19 protein-coding genes are annotated in these 21,744 nt (G+C 60.8%); 7 read left to right on the forward strand and 12 right to left on the reverse strand.

The window, feature by feature from the left end; all coding sequences use genetic code 11:
• Positions 1-4: 4 nt before the first annotated feature.
• Both RAE21_RS16710 and rsmA read left to right on the forward strand, forming a co-directional pair.
• Complete coding sequence (locus RAE21_RS16710; RefSeq protein WP_313882329.1) at positions 5-1,315, forward strand: peptidylprolyl isomerase; 1,311 nt, start codon at positions 5-7, stop codon at positions 1,313-1,315.
• Positions 1,312-2,103, forward strand: coding sequence for a 16S rRNA (adenine(1518)-N(6)/adenine(1519)-N(6))-dimethyltransferase RsmA (gene rsmA / locus RAE21_RS16715; protein WP_313882330.1), 792 nt, complete (start codon positions 1,312-1,314; stop codon positions 2,101-2,103). The genes RAE21_RS16710 and rsmA overlap by 4 nt, the downstream gene beginning before the upstream one ends.
• Before the next feature lie 94 nt (positions 2,104-2,197).
• On the opposite strand, the gene RAE21_RS16720 is transcribed toward rsmA, so the two are convergent.
• The 8 genes from RAE21_RS16720 to RAE21_RS16755 all read right to left on the reverse strand — a co-directional run bounded on the left by RAE21_RS16720 (position 2,198) and on the right by RAE21_RS16755 (position 9,374).
• Positions 2,198-2,335, reverse strand: coding sequence for a hypothetical protein (locus tag RAE21_RS16720; RefSeq protein ID WP_313882331.1), 138 nt, complete (start codon positions 2,333-2,335; stop codon positions 2,198-2,200).
• 56 nt (positions 2,336-2,391) lie between these two features.
• Positions 2,392-2,793, reverse strand: a complete 402-nt coding sequence (locus tag RAE21_RS16725) for a barstar family protein (RefSeq protein ID WP_313874724.1) — start codon at positions 2,791-2,793, stop codon at positions 2,392-2,394.
• Positions 2,794-2,827: 34 nt separating this feature from the next.
• Positions 2,828-3,148, reverse strand: a complete 321-nt coding sequence (locus RAE21_RS16730; RefSeq protein ID WP_428984070.1) for a guanyl-specific ribonuclease — start codon at positions 3,146-3,148, stop codon at positions 2,828-2,830.
• A 221-nt stretch (positions 3,149-3,369) separates the two neighbouring features.
• Positions 3,370-5,730, reverse strand: coding sequence for an NADP-dependent malic enzyme (locus RAE21_RS16735; RefSeq protein ID WP_313882332.1), 2,361 nt, complete (start codon positions 5,728-5,730; stop codon positions 3,370-3,372).
• A gap of 143 nt (positions 5,731-5,873) precedes the next feature.
• The gene (locus RAE21_RS16740) at positions 5,874-7,061 is read right to left on the reverse strand and encodes an NAD(P)/FAD-dependent oxidoreductase (RefSeq protein ID WP_313882333.1); all 1,188 of its coding nucleotides are present in this window, start codon (positions 7,059-7,061) and stop codon (positions 5,874-5,876) included.
• Positions 7,058-7,297 carry a DUF2061 domain-containing protein gene (locus RAE21_RS16745; protein WP_313874727.1) on the reverse strand — a complete coding sequence of 80 codons (240 nt, stop codon included), beginning with the start codon at positions 7,295-7,297 and terminating at the stop codon, positions 7,058-7,060. Before RAE21_RS16745 ends, RAE21_RS16740 begins: the two co-directional genes overlap by 4 nt.
• Positions 7,298-7,483: 186 nt before the next feature.
• Complete coding sequence (locus RAE21_RS16750; protein WP_313882334.1) at positions 7,484-8,836, reverse strand: ATP-binding protein; 1,353 nt, start codon at positions 8,834-8,836, stop codon at positions 7,484-7,486.
• 4 nt (positions 8,837-8,840) lie between these two features.
• Entirely contained in the window at positions 8,841-9,374 is a 534-nt protein-coding gene (locus RAE21_RS16755) for a heme NO-binding domain-containing protein (protein WP_313882335.1), read from the reverse strand.
• A 127-nt stretch (positions 9,375-9,501) separates the two neighbouring features.
• Between RAE21_RS16755 and RAE21_RS16760 the strand changes: the two genes are divergently transcribed.
• Entirely contained in the window at positions 9,502-10,695 is a 1,194-nt protein-coding gene (locus RAE21_RS16760; RefSeq protein WP_313882336.1) for a multidrug effflux MFS transporter, read from the forward strand.
• 41 nt (positions 10,696-10,736) lie between these two features.
• Positions 10,737-11,420 (forward strand): esterase, encoded by a 684-nt coding sequence (gene ypfH, locus RAE21_RS16765; RefSeq protein WP_313882337.1) that lies wholly within the window; start codon positions 10,737-10,739, stop codon positions 11,418-11,420.
• Here the strand turns inward: ypfH and RAE21_RS16770 are convergent, their stop codons facing one another.
• The 3 genes from RAE21_RS16770 to RAE21_RS16780 are packed head-to-tail and all read right to left on the reverse strand — an operon-like array spanning position 11,421 to position 14,943.
• Positions 11,421-12,827, reverse strand: a complete 1,407-nt coding sequence (locus RAE21_RS16770) for an aminopeptidase P N-terminal domain-containing protein (RefSeq protein WP_313882338.1) — start codon at positions 12,825-12,827, stop codon at positions 11,421-11,423.
• Entirely contained in the window at positions 12,824-13,660 is an 837-nt protein-coding gene (locus RAE21_RS16775; protein ID WP_313882339.1) for a nucleotidyltransferase family protein, read from the reverse strand. The genes RAE21_RS16770 and RAE21_RS16775 overlap by 4 nt, the downstream gene beginning before the upstream one ends.
• Before the next feature lie 35 nt (positions 13,661-13,695).
• Positions 13,696-14,943, reverse strand: a complete 1,248-nt coding sequence (locus RAE21_RS16780; protein WP_313882340.1) for a sensor domain-containing phosphodiesterase — start codon at positions 14,941-14,943, stop codon at positions 13,696-13,698.
• Between the two features lie 236 nt (positions 14,944-15,179).
• Here RAE21_RS16780 and RAE21_RS16785 point away from each other — a divergent pair, with 236 nt between their 5' ends.
• The gene (locus RAE21_RS16785; RefSeq protein WP_313882341.1) at positions 15,180-15,974 is read left to right on the forward strand and encodes a ParA family protein; all 795 of its coding nucleotides are present in this window, start codon (positions 15,180-15,182) and stop codon (positions 15,972-15,974) included.
• A 107-nt stretch (positions 15,975-16,081) separates the two neighbouring features.
• A complete protein-coding gene (locus RAE21_RS16790; RefSeq protein ID WP_313882342.1) occupies positions 16,082-18,388 on the forward strand; it encodes a penicillin-binding protein 1A in 2,307 nt (768 codons plus the stop codon).
• On the opposite strand, the gene RAE21_RS16795 is transcribed toward RAE21_RS16790, so the two are convergent.
• A complete protein-coding gene (locus RAE21_RS16795; protein ID WP_313882343.1) occupies positions 18,385-19,506 on the reverse strand; it encodes an NADH:flavin oxidoreductase/NADH oxidase in 1,122 nt (373 codons plus the stop codon). The genes RAE21_RS16790 and RAE21_RS16795 overlap by 4 nt on opposite strands.
• Positions 19,507-19,638: 132 nt before the next feature.
• Between RAE21_RS16795 and tkt the strand changes: the two genes are divergently transcribed.
• Positions 19,639-21,711, forward strand: coding sequence for a transketolase (gene tkt / locus RAE21_RS16800; protein WP_313882344.1), 2,073 nt, complete (start codon positions 19,639-19,641; stop codon positions 21,709-21,711).
• The last annotated feature ends 33 nt before the right edge of the window (positions 21,712-21,744 follow it).

The raw sequence follows: 21,744 nt of genomic DNA on the forward strand, positions 1-21,744 counted from the left end.
AACCATGAATTTTTGTGTAAGGGCGTTGGCCCTGGCCTGCATGCTGACCGTGTCGGTACCTGCATCGATGGCACAGACCAGTCAAGCCGCAGACTACATCGTGGCAGTCGTGAACTCTGAGCCGATCACCTTTCAAGAGATGAACCTTGAAGTCCGTCGTGTCGGGCAGCAATTGGCGCAGCAGGGGCGCCCTGTGCCCGGTGCTGAGGAGTTGCGTCGTTTGGTCTTGGACAGGCTGATCAATGACCGGGCCCAGCTGCAACTGGCGCGGGAGCAGGGTATCCGGATAGATGCGGTTGCCATTGACCGGGCCGAGCAAAACATCGCGAGCCAGAATGGGTTGGACGTGGATGCGCTTCGCCAAAAGGCCGCGAATGACGGGTTTTCTGTCACCAGCTTTCGTAACAATTTGCGGGATCAGCTGATTTTGAACCGGCTCCACGAACGCGAAGTGGAGTCGTCCATCCGTATTTCGGATGTGGATGTCGATCGGGCGATCCAAGAACAGCAAGCGACGAATACAGACCCGTTTACCCAGGAAATCAACCTCGCCCAGATTTTGCTGGTGCTGCCCGAGAAGGCCAACGGCGAAGAAGCAGCTGCCTTGTTATTGAAAGCCCAAAAACTGATGCAGCGTGCCCGCAACGGTGAAGACTTCAATGCGTTGGTCCAGGAATTTTCGGCAGCGGATCGCCGAAATGGTGGGCAAATCGGCTTGCGTCGCGGCGACCGTTTGCCCCCCGCTTTTGTGACCGCGACTCAGGGCCTGCAGCCGGGTCAGGTTTCTGACGTGGTGCGCACCGGCGCAGGCTTTCACATTTTGAAACTGATAGAACGCAAAGCGCCGGAACGCCTGGTGGTGACGATGGTGCAGACCCGTGCACGGCATATTTTGTTGCGCACCAATGCCCAAATGACGCAAGCACAGGCGATCGCGAGATTGAGCGATGCACGCAAACAGATTGTCAGTGGCCAAGCGGACTTCGCCAGCATGGCGCGCAAGATGTCGCAAGACACCTCTGCCGAGCAGGGTGGCGATTTGGGCTGGGCCTCCCCGGGGATGTTTGTGCCCGAGTTTGAGGAAGCCATGGGCCGTTTGCAAGAAGAAGGTGCTGTTAGCCCACCCGTGGTGTCGCGGTTTGGTGTGCACTTGATTCAACTGAATGATCGTCGCCGTGTGGAGTTGAGTCCCCAACAGGTTCGCGAGTCGGTGCGTGCTCAATTGCGACAAAGCCGCTACGAAGAGGCCTACACCGCGTGGGCGCGTGATGTGCGCGCCCGGGCTTTTGTTGAGCTGCGCGAGGCACCGCTATGAAACATTTGGCGCGTAAACGCTTTGGGCAGCATTTTCTGTCGGATGCCGGCATCATTGACGCCATCGTGCAGGCGATTAATCCCCAACCCGGTCAACCCGTGGTGGAAATCGGGCCCGGCCTTGCCGCTCTGACCCAGCCTCTGGTGGAGCGTTTGGGGCACTTGACAGTGATCGAACTGGACCGCGACCTCGCCAAGCGGCTGCGCAGTCACCCTCAACTCACCGTGATCGAGTCAGATGTCCTGAATGTGGATTTCAGCGCCATTGAGATCGCTCCGGCGGCTCCGGAGTCCGGTGCCAAGGCCGGATCTGGCAAGCTCCGTGTGGTGGGTAACTTACCCTACAACATCTCGACACCGATTCTTTTTCACCTGTTGGATCACGTAGACCGCATTGAAGACCAGCACTTTATGCTGCAAAAAGAGGTGATCGACAGGATGGTGGCAGCACCCGATAGCTCCGATTTCAGTCGCTTGAGCGTGATGCTGCAGTGGCGCTACGCCATGGAAGATGTCTTGTTTGTTCCGCCCGAGTGCTTTGACCCGCCTCCGCGCGTCAATAGCGCGGTCGTGCGGATGGTGCCCTTGGAGCAGCCGCCGGTGCTCGATATCGCCTTGTTTTCAGAAATGGTGCAAGTGGCCTTCAGCCAGCGCCGCAAACTGCTGCGCCACACCTTGGGTGCATGGTTGGAGCAAAAAGGATTTACCGGGCAGTTTGATGTCCAGCGCCGCGCGCAAGAGGTGCCTGTGGAGGAATACGTCGCGTTGGTTCAGGCTATCAAAACCTGATCAGACTTTTGTCTGAAACCCCTGAACAGAAAACTCAGGGGCGAAAAAAAGGCCTGTCATCGACAGGCATTTTTTATCGCTCAATGCGTGGTCTTTAAGCGGCTGCCAGCCAATAACCTGCATTGAAAGGGCTGCTCATGCGCAGCGCCAAAGGTGATACGTCCAATAACTTGTCAGTGGGCATTTTTTCACCACTCTCGGTTACGGGCTCTGTGATGGCCAATTCGGCCATTGCATCGCTGCTTGCCTCGTTCGCCCGTTCTGCTTGGCTGGTTTGTGCAGAACGGGCTACAGAAAAGAATAGAAGCATCGGAATGGAATTTTCCGGTCTCCCCAGTAATCTGCAGTGTCACGGAAGATGTCGAGCAACTGCTCGCGCGCTTCCTTGTCGAATTTCACGTTGGCCGGAATGTGCTCCAGCACAGCCACAAAACCGGGCTGTGGGCCTGATTTGTGGACGGGATCCGTCAGGTTGTCGTACAGCGCATCAAAGTTCTTGCTGACAGTCGTAGGCAACATGAATTGCTGTCCGATCATGTCCAAAACATCTTGTTTGGTTTGCGCGTCCGCCAAATTGGCGTACAAAAAGTGATGGCCCAGACCCTGAGCGGCTTCTTGTAAGTCCGACACGCGAAAAGCGCGAATAGACTGAACGATATTCGTTCTAACAGTTCGAAGTGGCATATCCATCCCCGATTCTCTTTCTCAAAGTACAAAATTCGATTCAGGGCACGATCTTGCGAAAGCTCGCATAGTGATCGGCCGTGTAGTAACAAGCTTGTGGCGCCGTGATCTGGCGCCCACCACACACAATTCTTCGAGCACCTCGGTTGGAGGCGCCAGGGGTTTTGACGGTGTATTCACGGTAGAAACCACGTGTTTGCAGGGGGAGTAATCGCTCCCGGTTACCGAAAACACTGCCGTCTTTGTCGTAGGGAAATGGGCCCCCTTGCAGTACCAGTTGGTAGGTCGTGCGCGCTTGGGGCGGCAGGCTGTTGAGTGAGACGACGCTGTCTGTTGCGAAGCCCGGTGTCTCTTTGGCAATTACATGCCCAGAGGTCAGCGCTACCGATAAAAACAAGCCAGTGAGTACTAACTTGATGACTCCCTTGTGCACCCAGAATCCTTTGCGACTACTGCGGGTTAACCCGAAAAACTAAGCTTCTAGTGTCGCGGAAACAGCACAAAAAAGCAAGGGCTTGCTCAATAAATAAGCAAGCCCTTACACAAGATTTACAGATTTTGAGGGGTGAGCCCCCTCCGTTTTCAGCGCGTTGCGTTGGCGTCAGCCACTGTCAATGCTGTCATATTCACAATGCGCCGGACCGTGGTGCTGGCAGTCAACACGTGCACCGGTTTGGCCGCGCCCAACAACACTGGCCCGATAGCAATGTTGCCGCCCGCCGCTGTTTTGAGCAGGTTGTAGGCAATATTGGCAGCATCGATGTTGGGCAGAACCAAGAGGTTTGCATCGCCATGCAAGGTGCTGTTGGGCATCAGGGCTTTGCGGGCGGCGCTGTCCAGCGCGACATCGCCGTGCATTTCCCCGTCGACTTCCAGCCACGGCGCTTGTTCGCGCAATAGCTCCAAGGTGCGGCGCATCTTGATTGCGCTGGGCTCGTTGCTGCTGCCGAAGTTGGAGTGGCTCAACAACGCTGCCTTGGGCTTGAAGCCGAAACGCATCATTTCCTCTGCAGCCATGACCGTGATTTCGCACAGCTCTTCTGCGCTGGGGTCGTAATTCACATGCGTGTCGACCAAAAACACTTGGCGGTTAGGCAGCATCAAGCCGTTCATGCACGCGTAAATCTGGACATCCTGGGGCGTGCTGGGGCTGCCGCCCTGACGTTTACCGATCACTTGGTCGATGTACTGCAGGTGGGTCGCGGTGGTGCCCCAGGTGCCGCAGATCAAGCCATCGACATCACCCTTGTGGAGCAACATCGAGCCGATCAGGGTCAGGCGGCGGCGCATTTCGATCTTGGCCATCTGCACCGTCACGCCCTTGCGTTCAGTCATCTGGTGGTAGGTCTGCCAGAAGTCGCGGTAGCGGTGGTCCTGCTCCACGTTGACTACGTTGTAGTCCACATTCTCTTTCAAGCGGAGCCCGAATTTTTCAATACGCTCAGCAATCACTGCAGGGCGACCAATTAGGGTCGGGAGCGCCAAACGCTCGTCCACCACAATTTGCGCAGCGCGCAGCACGCGCTCGTCTTCGCCTTCCGCGTAAGCCACGCGCTTCTTCAGCGCCTTTTTGGCGGCATTGAATATCGGCTTCATGGTGGTGCCGGATGCGTAGACAAAGCTTTGCAACTTGTCGCGGTAGGCATCCATGTCTTGGATCGGGCGCAAGGCCACGCCGCTGTCCGCTGCGGCCTGGGCAACTGCGGGAGCAATCTTCATCATTAAGCGCGGGTCAAACGGCTTGGGAATCAAATATTCTGGTCCGAACGCCAGTTGTTCGCCCACATAGGCGGCAGCCACCACTTCGCTCTGCTCCGCTTGGGCGAGCTCTGCAATGGCGTGTACCGCAGCGATTTCCATCTCCAGGGTGATCGTGGAAGCACCTGCATCCAGCGCGCCGCGGAAGATGTAGGGGAAACACAGGACGTTGTTGACCTGATTGGGGTAGTCGGTGCGTCCGGTGGCCATGATGGCGTCGTCACGTACCGCTTTGACTTCTTCAGGCAGGATTTCCGGGGTGGGGTTGGCCAGAGCGAAAATCAGAGGACGCGCCGCCATCGATTTCACCATGTCCGCCTTCAGCACGCCGCCCGCGGACAAGCCCAAGAAAATGTCGGCACCGGCAATGACTTCACGCAAGGTGCGTGCGTCGGTTTTTTGGGCGAACTGGATCTTGTCTTCGTCCATCAGCTCCGTACGGCCCTCATAAACCACGCCTGCCAGGTCGGTCACGAAAATGTTTTCGCGTGGAATACCCAGCTTCACCAACAAGCCCAAGCAGGCCAATGCAGCGGCGCCTGCGCCGGACGTCACCAGCTTGACCGATTTAGGGTCTTTACCTGCGACTTTCAAGCCGTTCAAAATGGCGGCGCCCACGCAAATCGCAGTGCCATGCTGGTCATCGTGGAACACTGGGATCTTCATCCGCTCGCGCAGCTTGCGCTCCACGTAGAAGCAGTCAGGCGCCTTGATGTCTTCAAGGTTGATGCCACCAAAGGTGGGCTCCAGCGAGGCGATGATGTCAACCAGCTTGTCGAGGTCGTTCTTTTCATCGATTTCGATGTCGAACACATCGATGCCGGCGAACTTCTTGAACAAGACGCCTTTGCCTTCCATGACCGGCTTGGAGGCCAAGGGGCCGATGTCACCCAGGCCGAGCACTGCGGTTCCGTTGGTGATCACTGCAACCAGGTTACCCCGGCTGGTGTATTTGAAAGCGTTGTTGGGGTCTTTGACGATTTCTTCGCAGGGAGCAGCCACGCCGGGCGAATACGCCAGCGCCAGATCGTGTTGGTTGATCAGCTGTTTGGTCGCTGCAATCGCCACTTTGCCCGGGGTCGGGAACTCGTGGTACTCCAGCGCTGCTTGACGCAACTGGGCTTTTTTCTCAGCGGAATTTGAAACAGGGGGACGTGGCGTAAGCGGCTGGATCAGATCTGTCATTCGGCTTCCTCTGCGGCTGGGGCTCTAGCAAAGGCGCGTGACCCGCAGCACGTTAATGGGCTTTGCATTGTAGACCTCGCTTACTAAAGGCTTACCTGTAAGGAGGTCAACTTTATGCGAATGGGGTATGGGTTTATGCTCACTTACGGCGTGGTGAGTTTGGACATTTCCATGCGGCGCGCGGTGCTCTTTCCGGCAAGCACAAAGCCGCGTTGTACGCCCGCTTTGTCTACAAAGCGCCAGGCACCCTCTCCACCTTCGGCTTCCCAGTCACCTCCTACTGCTGGATGGGCGGCGGCAACCACCAAGGGTAAAGCGGGTGTTTTGACACTGACAGGCATCAGCGGAAATACCACCTCAGTGGGTGTGCCCGCGAGCGTAGCCGCCAAGGCGCGTGCAGCCGTCATCACCGGCATCACATAGGGCAGGGTGCGCTGTCCTGCGCTCTCGTACTGCACACAATCTCCCAAGGCATACACGCCCGGTGCCGAAGTCTCCAGCAGCACGTTGACCACAACACCCCGTTCACACACCAAGCCCGCGGACAGGGCGAGTTCAGTGTCCGCCCGGAGCCCGATGGCGCTGAGTACGCAATCGGCCACCAGGCTGCGACCGTCTGACAAAGTGACAGACAAGCGCTTGCCTTCGCCATGCTCTACCTTGGCCACAGAGGTGCCAAAGTGCCACTCTATGCCAAGGCCTGCGAGGGCGGTTTCCAACTGCTGGCTGGCGGCTTCGGGCAGCAAGGCCGCCAAAGGGCGGAGTGCCAGATCGCTCACATGGACGTGCACACCCGCTTGGGCCAGGTCGTTGGCAAATTCGCAGCCGATCAAGCCGGCGCCCATGACTACTACGGTCTTGCCCTTGCCACTGTCCGGAAGGCTCGCGTCCACCCCCAGCGCTTGATGAAAAGCGGCAAAGTCGTCCAAGGTGTTGACGGATTGCACCGCGTCAGCCGCATCGCCAGCCAAAGGCACGCGAATCGGGTGAGCACCGGTGGCCAGAACCAGTTGACGGAAAGCCAAAGTCTGGACGCCTGCGGAACTTTGCAGAGTGACCGTGCGGGCCGCTGGGTCAAAGCTAAGCACCTGCGTGTGTGCCATCAATGTGATGCCGAGTGTCTCGACCATTTTGGCGGCTGGTGTGGTGACCAACTGGGCTGGCGTACGCTTCTGTGCATAGGCGTTGGAAAGCGTCGGCTTGGCATAGAAGTCGCCGCTGTCGGTCGTGATCAACATCACAGGGGTGGCGGTATCCAGCTTGCGGAACTCACGCACCGTGGACCAACCGGCTACGCCAGTACCGACAACGATAAGGGGTGCTTGGCTCATGCGGGGGCTCCTTCTGCAGCGCGCAATGCCCTGCGCTGGTTGATGCGCTCCCAGCCTTTTTCATGGAAAAAGAAGGCAACGGCTTGCACGGTCGGCTCAAGCAAGCTAAGCGTCAAAGACATCAGCACGTCGCCAGTGACTGCGTAGGCGACCATGGCGGCTACGCTGATGTGCACCACGTAATAACTGGCGGTCTTTTTCAGCGTGGATAAGTTTTGTCGGACAAAGCGGGTCATGCGAGTGGTTCCTTGAAGTGCTTCACCGGGGGGGGGCTGTGGTGGATGGTGCCCATGCTCCGGGGACTGGAATGAATGGTATCGGAAGCGGATTCCTGCATCCAATCGATATTTACTAACTAATTCATAAAAACTATGATGGGGTAGACGCCGCTGTTATCGCGGCGGTGCGCCGGGAACGCGGCATTAGCTGGGTACCGTGATGCTGCTCAGCGCTTCGCGCAGGGTGTCCAGTTGAACCGGTTTACTCAAAAAGAAATCCATGCCCGCCGCACTGCAAGCGGCCCGGTCTTCTGCGTAGGCATTGGCAGTCATCGCAATTACAAAAGGTTGAAAGTCCAGCGGCATGGTGCGCAGCGCTCTGGTCGCGCTCAAGCCGTCCAGCTCGGGCATTTGCATGTCCATCAACACCACATCGAAGGGCTGCTCGCTCAACTTTTGCAAAGCGACCAATCCGTTTTCTGCTTCCGCTACGGGTGGACAGCCGAGCTGCCGCAATTGGCTGCGCGCGAGAAGCCGATTGATCGGTTGATCGTCCACCAACAAAATACGCAGGCCACTCAAGTCCGTAGTGGGCGCCTGAGCGGGTGATGCAGGTAGCGCGGGCGGTGTGATCCAGGTGTCGGAGGCTTCCAGTCCCAAAGACGCCGCCGACAACGTAAAGCTGAACTCCGAACCCTCGTCAGGACGGCTCGCGACCTTCAGATCTGCGCCCATCTGCGTGATGATGGCTTTGCAAATCACCAAGCCCAGGCCGGTTCCGCCGAATTTTCGGGCAATCGAACTGTCACCTTGCTTGAAGGGGGAGAACAGCTGTTGCATGACCTCCTCAGTCATGCCGATGCCCGTGTCTTTGACGGAGCAGTGCAGTCCCTCCGGTGTGCACCGCAGGCTGATGGTGATGCTCCCCTGGTGGGTGAACTTGAGTGCATTGCCCACCAGATTCATCCACACCTGGCGCAAGCGGCTGGGGTCTCCCGTGGCGGCGTAGGGCACATGGCTATCGATCTGGAGTGACAGTGCCACTTGCTTGGCGTTGGCTTGCGGGCGGAACATGTCCAAGGTCTCGGTGACCAAATTCCGGGGATTGAACTTGATGCGCTCCAGCTCCATCTGGTTGGCCTCAATCTTGGAAAAGTCCAAGATGTCGTTGATCAGGTTCAGCAGCGCATTGCCTGCCAGCAAGATGTTGTCCACAAAGTGCGATTGCTCCGCGCTCAGTGGTGTGCTCTTGAGCAACTCCGTCAGCCCCAGCGCCCCATTCAGCGGCGTGCGAATCTCGTGACTCATCATGGCTAGAAAGCGGCTCTTGGCAACATTGGCCGCTTCTGCCTGTGCCAAGGCGGCTTGTAGGGCCGCCGTCCGTTCGTTTACCCGTTGCTCCAAGGCCTGGTTGACCTCAAACAGCGCCATGCTTTTTTCTTCCAGCAGTTGCTCGGCTTGTTTGCGGGCCGATTTCTCGCGCTCCACCCGGTTGAGCAAACGGCGCAGTGGATCTGCGTGGGCGTCGGAGGTGGGTGGGTTCACCGGATCAGACATGCGCTTAAGATTTGTGACGCAATTCAAACCGGATGGAGCCATCCGGCAAATTCACCCTTGTCAGCCCCAGAGGGTCACCGAAATGCGCAATCGCGCCGCCGATAAGGCCCTCCGCCAAATCGCCGAAGTGGCGCGGTGATGCGTACACCATATCGAGCCCGTCGTCCCGGCGCACACAGTCAAAGCTGGGGAGCTGCGCATCGGGGTAGAGCTTGCGCACTTCGGTGTGGATGACGGATTCGATGCCAAACAGAAAATCTACGGCCGACGGAATGCCTTCGAAGAAGCGGGGGTACAGCGCATGAAACCGGCCGAACAGGTGGGTACCGAACCCATGGATCAGCGCTGGCACCGGCAAACCCGAGCGGGCGGACAAAGCCGTCACCATGCCGACGAGTTCCTGGTGGTCATAGGTGCCCACCGAGGTGTAAGCCCCTCCACTGGGCGGTGCGCTGTCGTCAATGATGTCGTCCACCATGTCCGCGGAAAAGGTGCTTTCCACCATTTCCAGAAATTCGGTAAAGACCATGCCTTTCATGCGCCATCTCCTTGAAGGTACTGGGGTTATACCTGAGCAGGGAGCCGCTGTCTCGCCCATTTTGCCGACCGGGGCGAACGCCCGGTGCCATACGGAGGTGAGCGCGCGGGGGTATGCTCGCGCCCCTATGAAAACTTCCTTCTTCGGCACCGCCCTGGTGCTCGGCTTGCTGTCAGCCATCGGCCCTTTCGCCATCGATATGTACCTCCCCGCCCTCCCCTCCATCGGCCAAAGCCTTGGTGCCTCCATGGGGGCCGTGCAGGCTAGCTTGATGGCTTTCTTTATCTCGCTGGGGGTGGGCCAGATTATTTATGGCCCGGTCTCTGACATGCTGGGTCGCAAGAAGCCGCTGTATTTCGGCCTGGTGCTATTTGCTCTGGGCAGTGTGGGCTGTGCACTGGCACCGGATATTGAAACCCTGGTGGTGTTGCGCTTTATCCAGGGGCTGGGCGCCTGCGCGGGTATGGTGATCCCACGCGCCGTGGTGCGCGACTTGCACACAGGCCACGACGCCGCGCGGCTGATGTCGCTGTTGATGCTGGTGTTCAGCGTGTCCCCCATCCTCGCCCCTTTGGTCGGTAGTGTCTTGATAGAGGCATCCGGCTGGCGCGCGGTGTTTTGGGCGGTGACGGTGGCCGCCATTTTGGGCCTGGTGTTGTTGGCCACCAGCCTGCCGGAAACCCGGCCCGCGAAGGACCGTGTAAATAGCAGCGTCGGCAGTGCGGTGGCCGCCTATGGCGTGTTGCTGCGCGACCGGCATTTTCTGGGGCTGGTGTTCATCGGTGCTTTTGGCATCTCCAGCTTCTTTGCCTACCTGGCTAATTCGTCGTTCGTGCTGATCGACCATTACGGTCTCACGCCCCGGCAGTACAGCTTGGCGTTTGCGGCCAACGCGGCGTCCTTCATCGGCATTTCGCAGTTCACCGGCAAACTCAGCGCGCGCTTCGGGTTGGTCAAACTGGTGAAGTTCGCGGTGGTGGGCTACGCGCTCATGATGAGCCTGCTGCTGGCGGTGAACCTCAGTGGTATCGAGCGGCTCGATGTGATGCTGGGCATGCTGTTTGTGGGCTATGGCTTTTTGGGCCTCGTGGTGCCCACGACGGCCGTGTTAGCCCTGGATGAGCACGGCGAAATTGCCGGCACCGCCTCTGCCTTGATGGGCACCTTGCAGTTTGTGACCGGTGCCGTGGTCATGGGTATTACCGGCGCGCTCGCCGATGGCACCGCCCGGCCGATGGTGGCTGGCATTGCCGGATCCGCTATCGTGGCATTGTTGTTGACCCGTATAACGCTGGGCAAAACAGCCGCAGCGGCGGACTAACCCCTCCATCTTCAGATACCCGTTTTCGCAGGAGTGACCCCATGACCGATATCGTTGTGCAACAGCCCGCGGGCGCAGCCAAACAACTTTTCTTGCTGCACCATGGCGTAGGTGCCACGCCCCAAGGTTTGTTGCCTTTGGGGCGGCGTTTGGCGGCCGAATTTCCTGAGGCCTTGGTGGTGAGCGTGCAGGGGCCAGAAGCCTCTGACTTGGGTCAGGGCTACCAATGGTTTTCGGTCATCGGCATCACCGAAGAAAGCCGCCCGGAGCGTGTAGCCGCCGCCATGCCCGCGTTTGTGAAAGCCGTGCAAGACTGGCAAGCCCGCGCCGGCGTGAGCTCTGAGGCCACAGCGCTGGTGGGCTTTTCGCAGGGCGCCATCATGTGCCTCGAGTCCACCCAGCAAAACGACTTTTTGGCCGGCCGCGTAGTCGCCTTGTCAGGCCGCTTTGCCCAGCTGCCACTGGCGCCCCACGCCCACACGACCCTGCACATGGTGCACGGCAAGGCGGACACTGTTATGCACTATGGCTACACCGTGACGGCTGCGGAACACCTGGTCAGCCTGGGTGCGGATGTGACGGCGGATGTCATTCCCTTCCTCGTCCACGAGGTGAACGATGCGGTGGTGGATACCGTGATCGAGCGCCTGTTCGGCCACCTGCCCAAGCGCCACTGGACGGCTGCCCAGCAGGCCGCTGAGCAGGACGATAGCGCCGAAGACTGATCAGCCGCGCATCAAGGCTTCGATGGCGTCTGCCTCCACCGGCACGCCGCGGCTGATGAGCTCGCAGCCGGTGTCGGTGACGATGGCGTCGTCTTCGATGCGGATGCCGATGTGGTGGAACTCCTCTGGCACCCCTGGTGCCGGACGCACATAAATGCCGGGCTCGATGGTCAGCACCATGCCGCTGCGCAGTATGCGGGCGGGCCGGTTCACGATCTCGTTGCCGGTGAGCGCGTCTTTGCGCACATGCTTGGTGCCCAGCTCAGACGGCTCGGTGTACGAGCCGCAGTCATGCACATCCATGCCCAGCCAGTGGCCGGTGCGGTGCATGTAGAACTGGAAGTAGGCCCGCTTCTCGATCACATCGTCCAGGCTACCCACGGTGTTTTTGTCTAGCAGCCCCAGGTCCAGCATGCCTTGCGCCAGCACCTTGACGGTGGCGTCATGCGGGTCGGTAAAGCGCGCCCCGGCCTTGGTGGCTTCCACAGCGGCCACTTGCGAGGCCAGCACCAGGTCATACAGCGCGCGCTGCGGGCCGGTGAATGTGCCGTTGGCGGGGAAGGTGCGGGTGATGTCTGAGGCGTAGCCGTCCAGCTCGCAGCCCGCGTCAATCAGCACCAGCTCACCATGGCGCACCGGGGCCGCGTCGGCACGGTAGTGCAGCACACAGGCGTTGGCACCGGCGGCCACGATGGAGCTGTAGGCCGGATACTGCGAGCCCTGCAGGCGGAACTCGTGCAGCAGCTCAGCGTCCAGGTGATATTCGCGCACGTCTTTGCCTTCGCGTAGCATGCGGGCAGAGAGCTGCATGGCGCGGATGTGGGCTTGCGCGCTGATCTGCGCGGCGCGGCGCATCACGTCCTGTTCATAGGCATCCTTGATCAGGCGCATCTCGTCCAGCGGACCGCACAGGTCGCGCACCTGCTCGGGCACCAACGTGCCAAAGCGCACGCGGGCGCGCAGACTGCTGAGCCAGCCGTCGATGCGCGTCTCCAGGCCTTTGTGTGTGGCAAAGGGGTACCAGACGGCATCGGCGCCATCGAGCAGGCCGGGGAGGCGCTGGTCCAGCTCGGCCACCGAATAGGCGGCGTTCACGCCGAGGGCGCCAGGCGCTGCGTCCGGCCCGAGGCGAAAGCCGTCCCAGATTTCGCGCTCCAGGTCTTTAGGTTGGCAAAACAGGGTGGTGGTGCCATCACCCTGAATCACCAGCCAAGCCCGCGGCTCGGCAAAACCGCTCAGGTAATGGAAGTAGCTGTCGTGGCGGAACAAAAAGTCCGCATCCCGGTTGCGCTGCTGCTCCGGGGCCGTGGGCAGCACCGCCACGCCATGCGGGCCGATGTGGGCGGCCAGGCGCGCGCGGCGGCCGGCATAGTCTGCGGTGAGTGCGGAAGTGGAGGGCTGGGTCATGGTGTCTGTGCGTTGAGTTCTGCCAGGCGCTCGGGGGTGCCGACGTCGGTCCAGCGGCCAGTGTAAATCTCGGCGCTTACCCTTGCACCCTGCATGGCCCGGCGCAAAAGCGGGGCCAGCGGCGCTTTGATGCCTTGCGGGTTGCCGGCGGGGATGTCGCACCAGGGCAGGGCAAACAGGTCGCGGTGGAAGAGCGCAAAGGTGCTGTAGGTGTAGCGGGGCGCGGTGCTGCCCGGAGCGGGGTCCACGCAGCGGCCAATGCCATCCGCGCCCACGGCCTCAAGCCCGAAGTCACCCTTGGTGTTGTGCGCCGGGTTGGGCACCAGCCACAGGTGGGCCAACATGCCGCTGCGCGCAAAGCGCTCCAAGGCGCTGTGGGTGAACACCATGTCGGGCGCAAACACGTCACCTGCCATGGACCAGAACACCGTGTCCAACTGCGGCAGAGCGCGGGCAATGCCACCCGCTGTCTCCAGCGCGCTGCCGAAATCGCGGCCTTCATGGGAGTAGTGCAGGCGGATGCCGGCAGTGGAGTGCTCTGAATTTGATAGCTGCTCGCGCAAATATGGCGAGGGCTGGAGGGCTAAAACATCATGAAACGCAGCTTCAATCTGCTCCCCTAGCCAGGCGGTGTTCACCACCGCGGACGCAAAGCCCCCCGCGGCCAGCGCCTCCAGGTGGTACTGCATGAGCGGCTTGCCGTGCACCTGGAGCAGAGGTTTGGGCGTGGTGTCGGTGAGCGGCCGCATGCGCTCGCCGCGTCCGGCGGCCAGCACGATGGCGGGGCTGGAAATGGCCGGTTTGACCGGTTGAAAAGGGAGTGCGTCAGGCATGGGCAGCGAGCATAGCCCAAGCATGGGGGCAGGCGTCAGGGCGTCCGTGCGAGGTGCAATGCCTGCTCCAGCGGCATGGGCTTGCCCAAGGCATAGCCCTGTGCCAGGCCAACGCCGAGTTGGCGCAGGGTGGCCATTTCCGCGTCGGTTTCCACGCCCTCGGCAACCAAGCGCCCATGGGTGGATTCGGCAAAGCGCACCAAAGCGGCGGCCAGGGCTTGGCGGCTGAGGTCGCGGTCGATGTCCCGCGTCATGCTGACGTCGAGCTTGATGATGTCGGGCGCTAGGTGCAGGATGTGCTTGAAGCTGGCGTAACCCGCGCCTGCATCGTCAACCGCCACCCGCAGGCCCGCGTCCCGCAACGAGCGGGTGATATGGGCAATGTGGGTGTACATCGTGGCATCCACCACTTCGTGTTCCGTGATCTCCAGCACCAGCCGGTCCAGCGGAAGGCCTGCCAGCAATTGCGAGAGTTCAGGGCTCACCACCGTGCGCGGGGACGCGTTGATAGCGAGGTAGATGCCTTCGGGCAGATGGTGGAGCGCTTGCACGGCGCACTCGATGGCGTGAATCTCCATCACGGTGCCCAGGTCGGCTTGGGCGGCTTCCATGAACCACTGTTCTGGCGATTGCGCAGGCCCGCACTGGAAGCGGGTCAGCGCTTCGAAGCCCACCAATCGCTGCTGCGTCAGGTCCCAGATGGGTTGGTAGACGCTGCGCATATGGTCCGGCTCCATGGCCAGTGCGATACGGCTTTCGATGTCGGTTTGCGCACGTTGCTCTTGCAGGCGGGCCTCGATGTGGCCTGCCAACATGTCGGACACCACTTGCAGCATGGCGATGTCGCGCCCGTTCAGGCTGTGGTCCGCCCGTGCACTGAAGCAACACAAAGTCCCGAATATCCGGCCATTACTGAGCCGTATGGGCGCGCTCAGGTGTGCACCCACGGGCAGCGACTGGGTCGCTGGCAGGGTCAGTGCTTCTGGATGAAGGCCTGCATCTGTGAGCAGGCCGGGCAGGCGCCCGTCGACCACGCGTTGGCAGAAGCTGTCTTCCAGCGCATCAGACTGGCCCACGCAAATGACCGCATCCCGGTTGTCCGCATCGACATAGCGAAAGTAACGGCGGTCGTCCACAAACTCGGAGATAAAGCCCACATCCATATTCAGGTGGGTGCGGATGGCGTGCAGGCTCCGCGACAGCGTTTCCGTGAAATCCTCGTGTGGCGAGGCAGATTGCTTGTGCGCCAGCCGCAGCAAAGCGCCCTCCAGTGTGCTGGTCATGGTGTCAACCCCCATAGAAAACCGGTTCTGTGACCGTTTTGCGAATGGTGCCACGCCAGTCGGATGGTGTCCATGTGGAGCCGTCGGGCGATCGGTCTTTCTTGACGCACGTCAAGCGGCGGCCTTGGCGTAGTTTTTGCCTGCATGGCGTGTGCGCAGGGTGTTCAGGGTCGTGTCATGCAGCCCCGCTAGACTGCCTGCACGCCTGTGGTCCGCTTTGAGCAAAGGAAATCGTTATGCAGCATGTTGTTTTCAACCAGAAAGGTGGCGTCGGCAAGTCCACCATCACCTGTAACCTGGCGGCCATCAGCGCCTCGCAGGGGCTGCGCACGCTGGTGATTGACTTGGACTCGCAGGGCAACTCCAGCCGCTATTTGTTGGGGGCCGATATGACGGACGAGCTGCCGAACGTGGCGGAGTTTTTTGAGCAGAGCCTCAAATTCACTGTGCGCGACAAGCCCGCCAGTGACTACATCAGCGAGACCCAGTGGCCCAACCTGGACTTGCTGCCTTCGAGCCCGCTGCTTGACGAGCTGCACAGCAAGCTGGAGAGCCGCCACAAGATCTACAAGTTGCGCGATGCGCTGGAGCTCTTGGCCGCCGACTACGACCAGATTTACATCGACACCCCGCCCGCACTCAACTTCTACACCCGCAGCGCGCTGATTGCCGCGCAGGGCTGCCTGATCCCGTTTGACTGCGACGACTTTTCCCGCCGCGCGCTCTACACCCTCTTGGAGAACGTGCAGGAAATCAAGGCCGACCACAACAAGACCCTGGAGGTGGAAGGCATTGTGGTCAACCAGTTCCAGCCGCGCGCCAACCTGCCGCAGCGCATGGTACAGGAGCTGATTGACGAAGGCCTGCCGGTCTTGCAGCCCTACCTCGGTGCCTCGGTGAAGATCCGCGAGTCGCACGAGCAGTCCAAACCCATGATCTACCTGGAACCCGGCCACAAGCTGACCCAGGAATTTGTAGCGCTGCATGACGCTCTGCTGCCCAAGAAGAAAAACAGTAAAAAAAGCCGCTAGCCGGCACAAATAGTTCCGGATTAGCTCCTTATTTCATAGCGTTTACAAAGCCGGCCACCAGCCGGCGCCCGGGCTGCCCATAATGCGCGGTCCAATTGTGAATCGCCATGCAAACCATCTCCCGGGGCTCCTGGCCCCTGCGCCTCTTGAAAATCAGTCTGGTGTTGGCCGGCTTGGGCCTCGTCGCCCTGCTGGCGCTCACCGCGTTTTTCTCGACCCAGCTGCCGGACACCTCGTCCCTCTCCAACTACCAGCCCAAGCAGCCCCTGCGTGTGCTGACTGCGGATGGGGTGGAAGTGGCAGGTTTCGGCACCGAGCGCCGGGTCTACAAGCCGATCGACCAGATTCCCCGGTTGATGAAAGACAGTCTGCTGGCCGTGGAAGACGCGCGGTTTTATGAACATGGCGGGCTGGACCCGATCGGCGTGGCCCGGGCTATCGTGGCTAACCTCACTGGTGGGCGCACCCAAGGGGCATCCACCATCACGCAGCAGGTGGCGCGCACCTTCTTTTTGAGCCGCTCCCGGACCCTGGAGCGCAAGATCAAAGAAGCGCTGCTGGCGTTCAAAATCGAGTCCCAGCTCAGCAAAGACCAGATTCTGGAGCTCTACATGAACCAGATCTATCTGGGTTCGCGGGCCTATGGTTTTGAAGCGGCGGCCCAGGCGTATTTCGGCAAAACACTCTCAGCACTCAGTGCCGCTGAGTCCGCAATGCTGGCCGGTCTGCCCCAGAACCCGCACTTTGCCAACCCGATTCAAAACTTTGAGCGCGCCCGGGCCCGCCAGCTGTTGGTCCTGGGCCGCATGCGGGCGCAAGACGTGATCACCGACGCCCAGTTCCAAGCCGCCAAGGCAGAGAAGCTGGTGGTGCGAAAGCGCAACGAAGTCGATGTGCACGCCGAACACGTGGCCGAAATGGTGCGCCAGCAGGTCTATGCCCAGTTCGGCGAAATGAGCTACACCACCGGCCTGAATGTCACCACTACCCTGCGCGCCGCTGAGCAGCAGGCCGCTTACAAGGCACTGCGCCGAACGTTGGTGGAGCACTCCTTGCGCCAGGTCTGGCGTGGCCCTGAAGGGCAGGAGACCCTTGCCACCGACCTGAAAGACGACGACCCTGCGGTGGCCCAGGCACTTGCCGATTACGACGATGACGAAGACCTGCGTATTGCCATCGTGACCCGTGCCAGCACCAAATCCGTGACCGTGGTGTTGGGTACTGGCGAGGTCGTGACCATCGAGGGCACTGGCTTGCGACCCGCCCAGTCAGGCCTAGCCGAATCTGCTGCCGCCAAGTTACGGGTGCGGCGCGGCGCGGTGGTGCGGGTGGTGCAGCAGGCCAAGGCCTGGAGTCTGGTGCAGTGGCCGGAGGCTGAAGGCGCGCTGGTCGCCATGGACCCCCTGAATGGCGATATCCGCGCCCTGGTGGGAGGGTTCGACTTTCACCGCAACCAGTTCAACCACGTCACCCGAGGCTGGCGCCAGCCCGGCTCCAGCTACAAGCCGTTCATTTACTCTGGCGCGATTGAGAGCGGCATGCAACCTGAATCGCTGGTGAACGATGCGCCCATGGAAAACGTAGGCGACTGGGCCCCCGAGAACGACGACGGCAGCACCGATGGCCCCATCACCTTGCGCCGCGCCTTGGCGCGCTCCAAAAACCTGGTGTCTATCCGCCTGATGCAGTTGCTCTCGCCCCAAGGCGCGCGGGAGTGGGTCAGCCGCTTTGGGTTTGACCCGGAACGCCAACCGGACAACCTCACCCAGGCCCTCGGCTCGGGCTCCACCAACCCCTTGCAAATGGCGGGTGCTTATTCGGTGTTGGCCAACGGTGGCTACCGGGTGAATCCGGTACTGATCCAGAAGATTGCCCGCGCCAGTGGCGAGGTGGTGTTCGAAGCCAAGCCCCAGGTGTTGGACGAGACGCTGCGCACCGTGCCGGCCCGCAACACCTTCATGGTGTCGAGCTTGTTGCAGGAAGTGACGCGTAGCGGCACAGCCGCCAAAGCACAGGCCGCACTCAAGCGCCCTGATCTGTATGGCAAGACCGGCACCACCAATGACGTGGTGGACGCCTGGTTTGCCGGCTACCAGCCCGGTGTGGTGGCGGTGGTGTGGGTGGGCTACGACACGCCCCGCAGCTTGGGCACCCGTGCCTCCGGGTCCGCGCTGGCGCTTCCCGCCTGGATTGATTACATGTCGGTGGCTCTTAACGGTGTGCCGGTGCAAGAGGTGCAGCCCCCTGAGGGCGTCGTGCGCGCCGGTGACGATTGGCGCTATGCGGAATGGGCCGAAGGCGGTTTCATCGAAAGCCTCGGGGTTGACGGGCAAGCGATTTCACCGGCATTGGCCGTTAAACCGACCCCTCAGTTAGCCGAAGGGGTTGGGCAGACACTTGCAGTACCCAACTAACGCGTGCCCACTGCCACTTTGCCGAACACGGCTTGTGCTTCGCGTGGCAGGCAGCGCCAGTAGACGGGGTTGCCTTCCACTTGGCCGCCCAGCGCGGCCGCGGCATGCCAACCCCAACGCGGGTTGTACAAAAAAGCGCGCGCCAAGGCGATCAGATCCGCATCGCCGGCTTGCAGAATATCTTCAGCCTGTTGCGGATCGGTGATCAGTCCGACCGCGGTGGTGGCCATGCCGCTGGCAGCGCGGATGTCGCGCGCAAATGGCACCTGGTAGTTGGCACCCAGCGCGATTTTTTGCTGCGGTGATACCCCCCCACTGGAGACGTGGATGAAGTCGCAACCCAGCGCCTTGAGTTGTTGTGCGAAGACGGCACTTTGTGTGACGTCCCACGCGCCCTCCACCCAATCGCTGGCGGAGATACGCACACCCAGCACGCCGTCAAATGCAGCCCGCATGGCGGAGAACAGCTCCAGAGGAAAGCGCATGCGGTTCTCCAGGCTGCCGCCATAGGCATCGGTGCGCTGGTTGGCAATCGGCGACAAAAATTCATGCACCAGATAGCCGTGGGCGCCATGCAGTTCGATAGCGTTCACGCCCATGCGTGCGCTGCGAATCGCCGCCTGCACAAACGCAGCCTTGACGCGCTCCATGCCTTCCAGGGTCAGCTCGGTAGGTGGCGGTTCTTGGGGCAACTGTGGCAGGGCTGAGGGGCCCACGGGCTCCCACCCGCCGTCTTCGCGAGCCAGCAGCTGCCCGCCTTGCCAAGGTAACTTGCTGGATGCTTTACGCCCTGCGTGTGCCAGCTGGATGCACACCGCCGTGTGCGGCGCGAGCTTTCGCGCGCGGTGCAGTTTGTCTGTAAAGGCCGCTTCGGTGCGGTCGTCCCACAACCCGAGGCAAGCGGGCGTGATGCGCCCCTCGGGCAACACACCGGTCGCCTCAATCGTGAATAGGCCCGCACCACTGTTGAGCAAATTGCCCCAGTGCATCAAATGCCAGTCCGTCGCTTCGCCGTCCACCGCTTGGTATTGGCACATCGGAGCGACGACGATGCGGTTCGGTAAAACAAGGCCGCCGCGGGGCGAAGGCAGGGTGTAAGAGGTGAAGAGTTGGCTCATGCACAAAAGCATAGCCCATGGGTCAAATTCGGTGCAGTACTGCTCTGTAACGGCCCCAAAGCGCGCACCGGTAAAATCAGCGGAGTTTTGCCTTTCACCTGTTTCTTAACCTTACCCTTGGAGCTGCCCTCAATGGCCCCCACCCCCAATACCAAAGACATGGCAAATGCCATTCGCGCACTGTCCATGGACGCTGTGCAGCAAGCCAATTCCGGCCACCCCGGCGCCCCCATGGGCATGGCCGACATGGCAGTGGCTTTGTGGGGTGATCACCTCCGTCACAACCCCACCAACCCGAACTGGGCTAACCGCGACCGCTTCATCCTGTCAAACGGCCACGGCTCCATGCTGATCTATGCGCTGCTGCACCTGACCGGCTACAAGCTGCCCATCAACGAACTCAAGAACTTCCGCCAGCTGCACAGCAAGACTGCGGGCCATCCTGAGTTCGGCATCACCCCCGGCGTGGAAACCACCACCGGCCCCTTGGGCCAGGGCATCACCAACGCCGTGGGCTTCGCCTTGGCTGAAAAGCTGCTCGCCAAAGAGTTCAACCGTGAAGGCCACGCCATCGTGGACCACCACACTTACGTGTTCATGGGCGACGGCTGCCTGATGGAAGGCATCAGCCACGAAGCCGCTGCACTGGCCGGCGCCTGGAAGCTGGGCAAGCTGATCGCCCTGTATGACGACAACGGCATTTCCATCGACGGCCAAGTGGCCCCATGGTTCATCGACAACACCGCTCAGCGTTTTGTGGCCTACGGCTGGAACGTGATCGGCCCCGTGGATGGTCACGATGCTGCTGCTGTCTCTGCTTCCATCGCGCAAGCCAAGGCCGGCACCGACAACCGCCCCACCCTGATCATCAGCAAGACCCACATCGGCAAGGGCAGCCCCAACCGCGCCAACACCTCCAAGGCCCACGGCGAACCTTTGGGCGCTGAAGAAATCAAGCTCACCCGCGAGTCCATCGGCTGGAGCCACGCCCCCTTCGTGATCCCCAAAGAAGTCTATGCAGACTGGGATGCCAAGGAAAAAGGCAAGGCTGCAGAAGCTGCATGGAACGAGAAGTTTGCTGCCTACAAAGCCGCTTTCCCTGAGCTGGCTAAAGAGTTCGTGCGCCGCATGAAGGGCGACCTGCCCAAGAACTTTGTGCAGACTGCGGTGGACACCGTGATCGCCGCCCACCAGAAGGGCGAAACCGTGGCCAGCCGCAAGGCCAGCCAGTTGGCGCTGGAGTCTTTCACCGCAGCCTTGCCCGAAATGCTGGGTGGCTCTGCCGACTTGACCGGCTCCAACCTGACCAACACCAAGAGCACGCCCAACCTGCGTTTTGACGCACTGACCGGCGACGTGGTGACCAACGAAGCCGGCCAGGGCGGCCGCCACATCAACTACGGTGTGCGCGAGTTCGGCATGGCCGCCATCATGAACGGCGTGGCCCTGCACGGTGGCTACATCCCTTACGGCGGCACCTTCCTGACCTTCAGCGACTACAGTCGCAACGCCATTCGCATGGCGGCCCTGATGAAGCTGCGTGTGGTGCACGTGTTCACCCACGACTCCATCGGTCTGGGCGAAGACGGCCCGACCCACCAGTCCATCGAGCACGCGGCTTCTCTGCGTCTGATCCCCAACCTGGACGTCTGGCGTCCCGCTGACACGGCTGAAACTGCCGTGGCATGGACTGTTGCCTTGCAAAACAAGGCCAAGCCTACGGCGCTGCTCTTGAGCCGCCAGAACATCGCTTATGCGGCCAAATGCGACTCCGCTGCCGCGCCTGATGCCTCCGGCATCGACTCCATCAGCAAGGGCGCCTACGTGTTGTCCGAGCCAGCGGATGTGGGTATCAAGAAGAAGGCCCAAGCTGTGATCATCGCCACCGGTTCCGAAGTGCAGTTGGCGATTGCCGCGCAAAAGGTGTTGGCTGAACGCAAGATCGCCGTGCGCGTGGTCTCTATGCCCTCCACCACCACCTTCGACTTGCAGAGCGCCGAGTACAAGACCAGCGTGTTGCCGGCCGGTGTGCCCCGCATTGCGGTGGAAATGGGCTCCACCGGTGGCTGGTGGAAGTACGGCACGGCCGCGGTTGTCGGTCTGGATACGTACGGTGAATCCGCACCCGCACCGGTATTGTTCAAGCACTTCGGTTTCACGCCTGAGAACGTGGCCGACACCGTCGAAAAAGTTTTGCGCAAGTAAGTAACTCTGGTTTTTGAGTCCGACAATTTTTTA

Origin of the sequence: Rhodoferax potami (assembly GCF_032193765.1) — a bacterium.
GTDB lineage: Bacteria > Pseudomonadota > Gammaproteobacteria > Burkholderiales > Burkholderiaceae_C > Allorhodoferax > Allorhodoferax potami.

Excerpts from the sequence above, each read along its gene's own strand:
- RAE21_RS16710 (WP_313882329.1), top strand. The coding sequence starts at position 5 with ATGAATTTTTGTGTAAGGGCGTTGGCCCTGGCCTGCATGCTGACCGTG.
- rsmA (WP_313882330.1), top strand. The coding sequence starts at position 1,312 with ATGAAACATTTGGCGCGTAAACGCTTTGGGCAGCATTTTCTGTCGGAT.
- RAE21_RS16720 (WP_313882331.1), bottom strand. The coding sequence starts at position 2,335 with ATGGCCGAATTGGCCATCACAGAGCCCGTAACCGAGAGTGGTGAAAAA.
- RAE21_RS16725 (WP_313874724.1), bottom strand. The coding sequence starts at position 2,793 with ATGGATATGCCACTTCGAACTGTTAGAACGAATATCGTTCAGTCTATT.
- RAE21_RS16735 (WP_313882332.1), bottom strand. The coding sequence starts at position 5,730 with ATGACAGATCTGATCCAGCCGCTTACGCCACGTCCCCCTGTTTCAAAT.
- RAE21_RS16740 (WP_313882333.1), bottom strand. The coding sequence starts at position 7,061 with ATGAGCCAAGCACCCCTTATCGTTGTCGGTACTGGCGTAGCCGGTTGG.
- RAE21_RS16745 (WP_313874727.1), bottom strand. The coding sequence starts at position 7,297 with ATGACCCGCTTTGTCCGACAAAACTTATCCACGCTGAAAAAGACCGCC.
- RAE21_RS16750 (WP_313882334.1), bottom strand. The coding sequence starts at position 8,836 with ATGTCTGATCCGGTGAACCCACCCACCTCCGACGCCCACGCAGATCCA.
- RAE21_RS16755 (WP_313882335.1), bottom strand. The coding sequence starts at position 9,374 with ATGAAAGGCATGGTCTTTACCGAATTTCTGGAAATGGTGGAAAGCACC.
- RAE21_RS16760 (WP_313882336.1), top strand. The coding sequence starts at position 9,502 with ATGAAAACTTCCTTCTTCGGCACCGCCCTGGTGCTCGGCTTGCTGTCA.
- ypfH (WP_313882337.1), top strand. The coding sequence starts at position 10,737 with ATGACCGATATCGTTGTGCAACAGCCCGCGGGCGCAGCCAAACAACTT.
- RAE21_RS16770 (WP_313882338.1), bottom strand. The coding sequence starts at position 12,827 with ATGACCCAGCCCTCCACTTCCGCACTCACCGCAGACTATGCCGGCCGC.
- RAE21_RS16775 (WP_313882339.1), bottom strand. The coding sequence starts at position 13,660 with ATGCCTGACGCACTCCCTTTTCAACCGGTCAAACCGGCCATTTCCAGC.
- RAE21_RS16780 (WP_313882340.1), bottom strand. The coding sequence starts at position 14,943 with ATGACCAGCACACTGGAGGGCGCTTTGCTGCGGCTGGCGCACAAGCAA.
- RAE21_RS16785 (WP_313882341.1), top strand. The coding sequence starts at position 15,180 with ATGCAGCATGTTGTTTTCAACCAGAAAGGTGGCGTCGGCAAGTCCACC.
- RAE21_RS16790 (WP_313882342.1), top strand. The coding sequence starts at position 16,082 with ATGCAAACCATCTCCCGGGGCTCCTGGCCCCTGCGCCTCTTGAAAATC.
- RAE21_RS16795 (WP_313882343.1), bottom strand. The coding sequence starts at position 19,506 with ATGAGCCAACTCTTCACCTCTTACACCCTGCCTTCGCCCCGCGGCGGC.
- tkt (WP_313882344.1), top strand. The coding sequence starts at position 19,639 with ATGGCCCCCACCCCCAATACCAAAGACATGGCAAATGCCATTCGCGCA.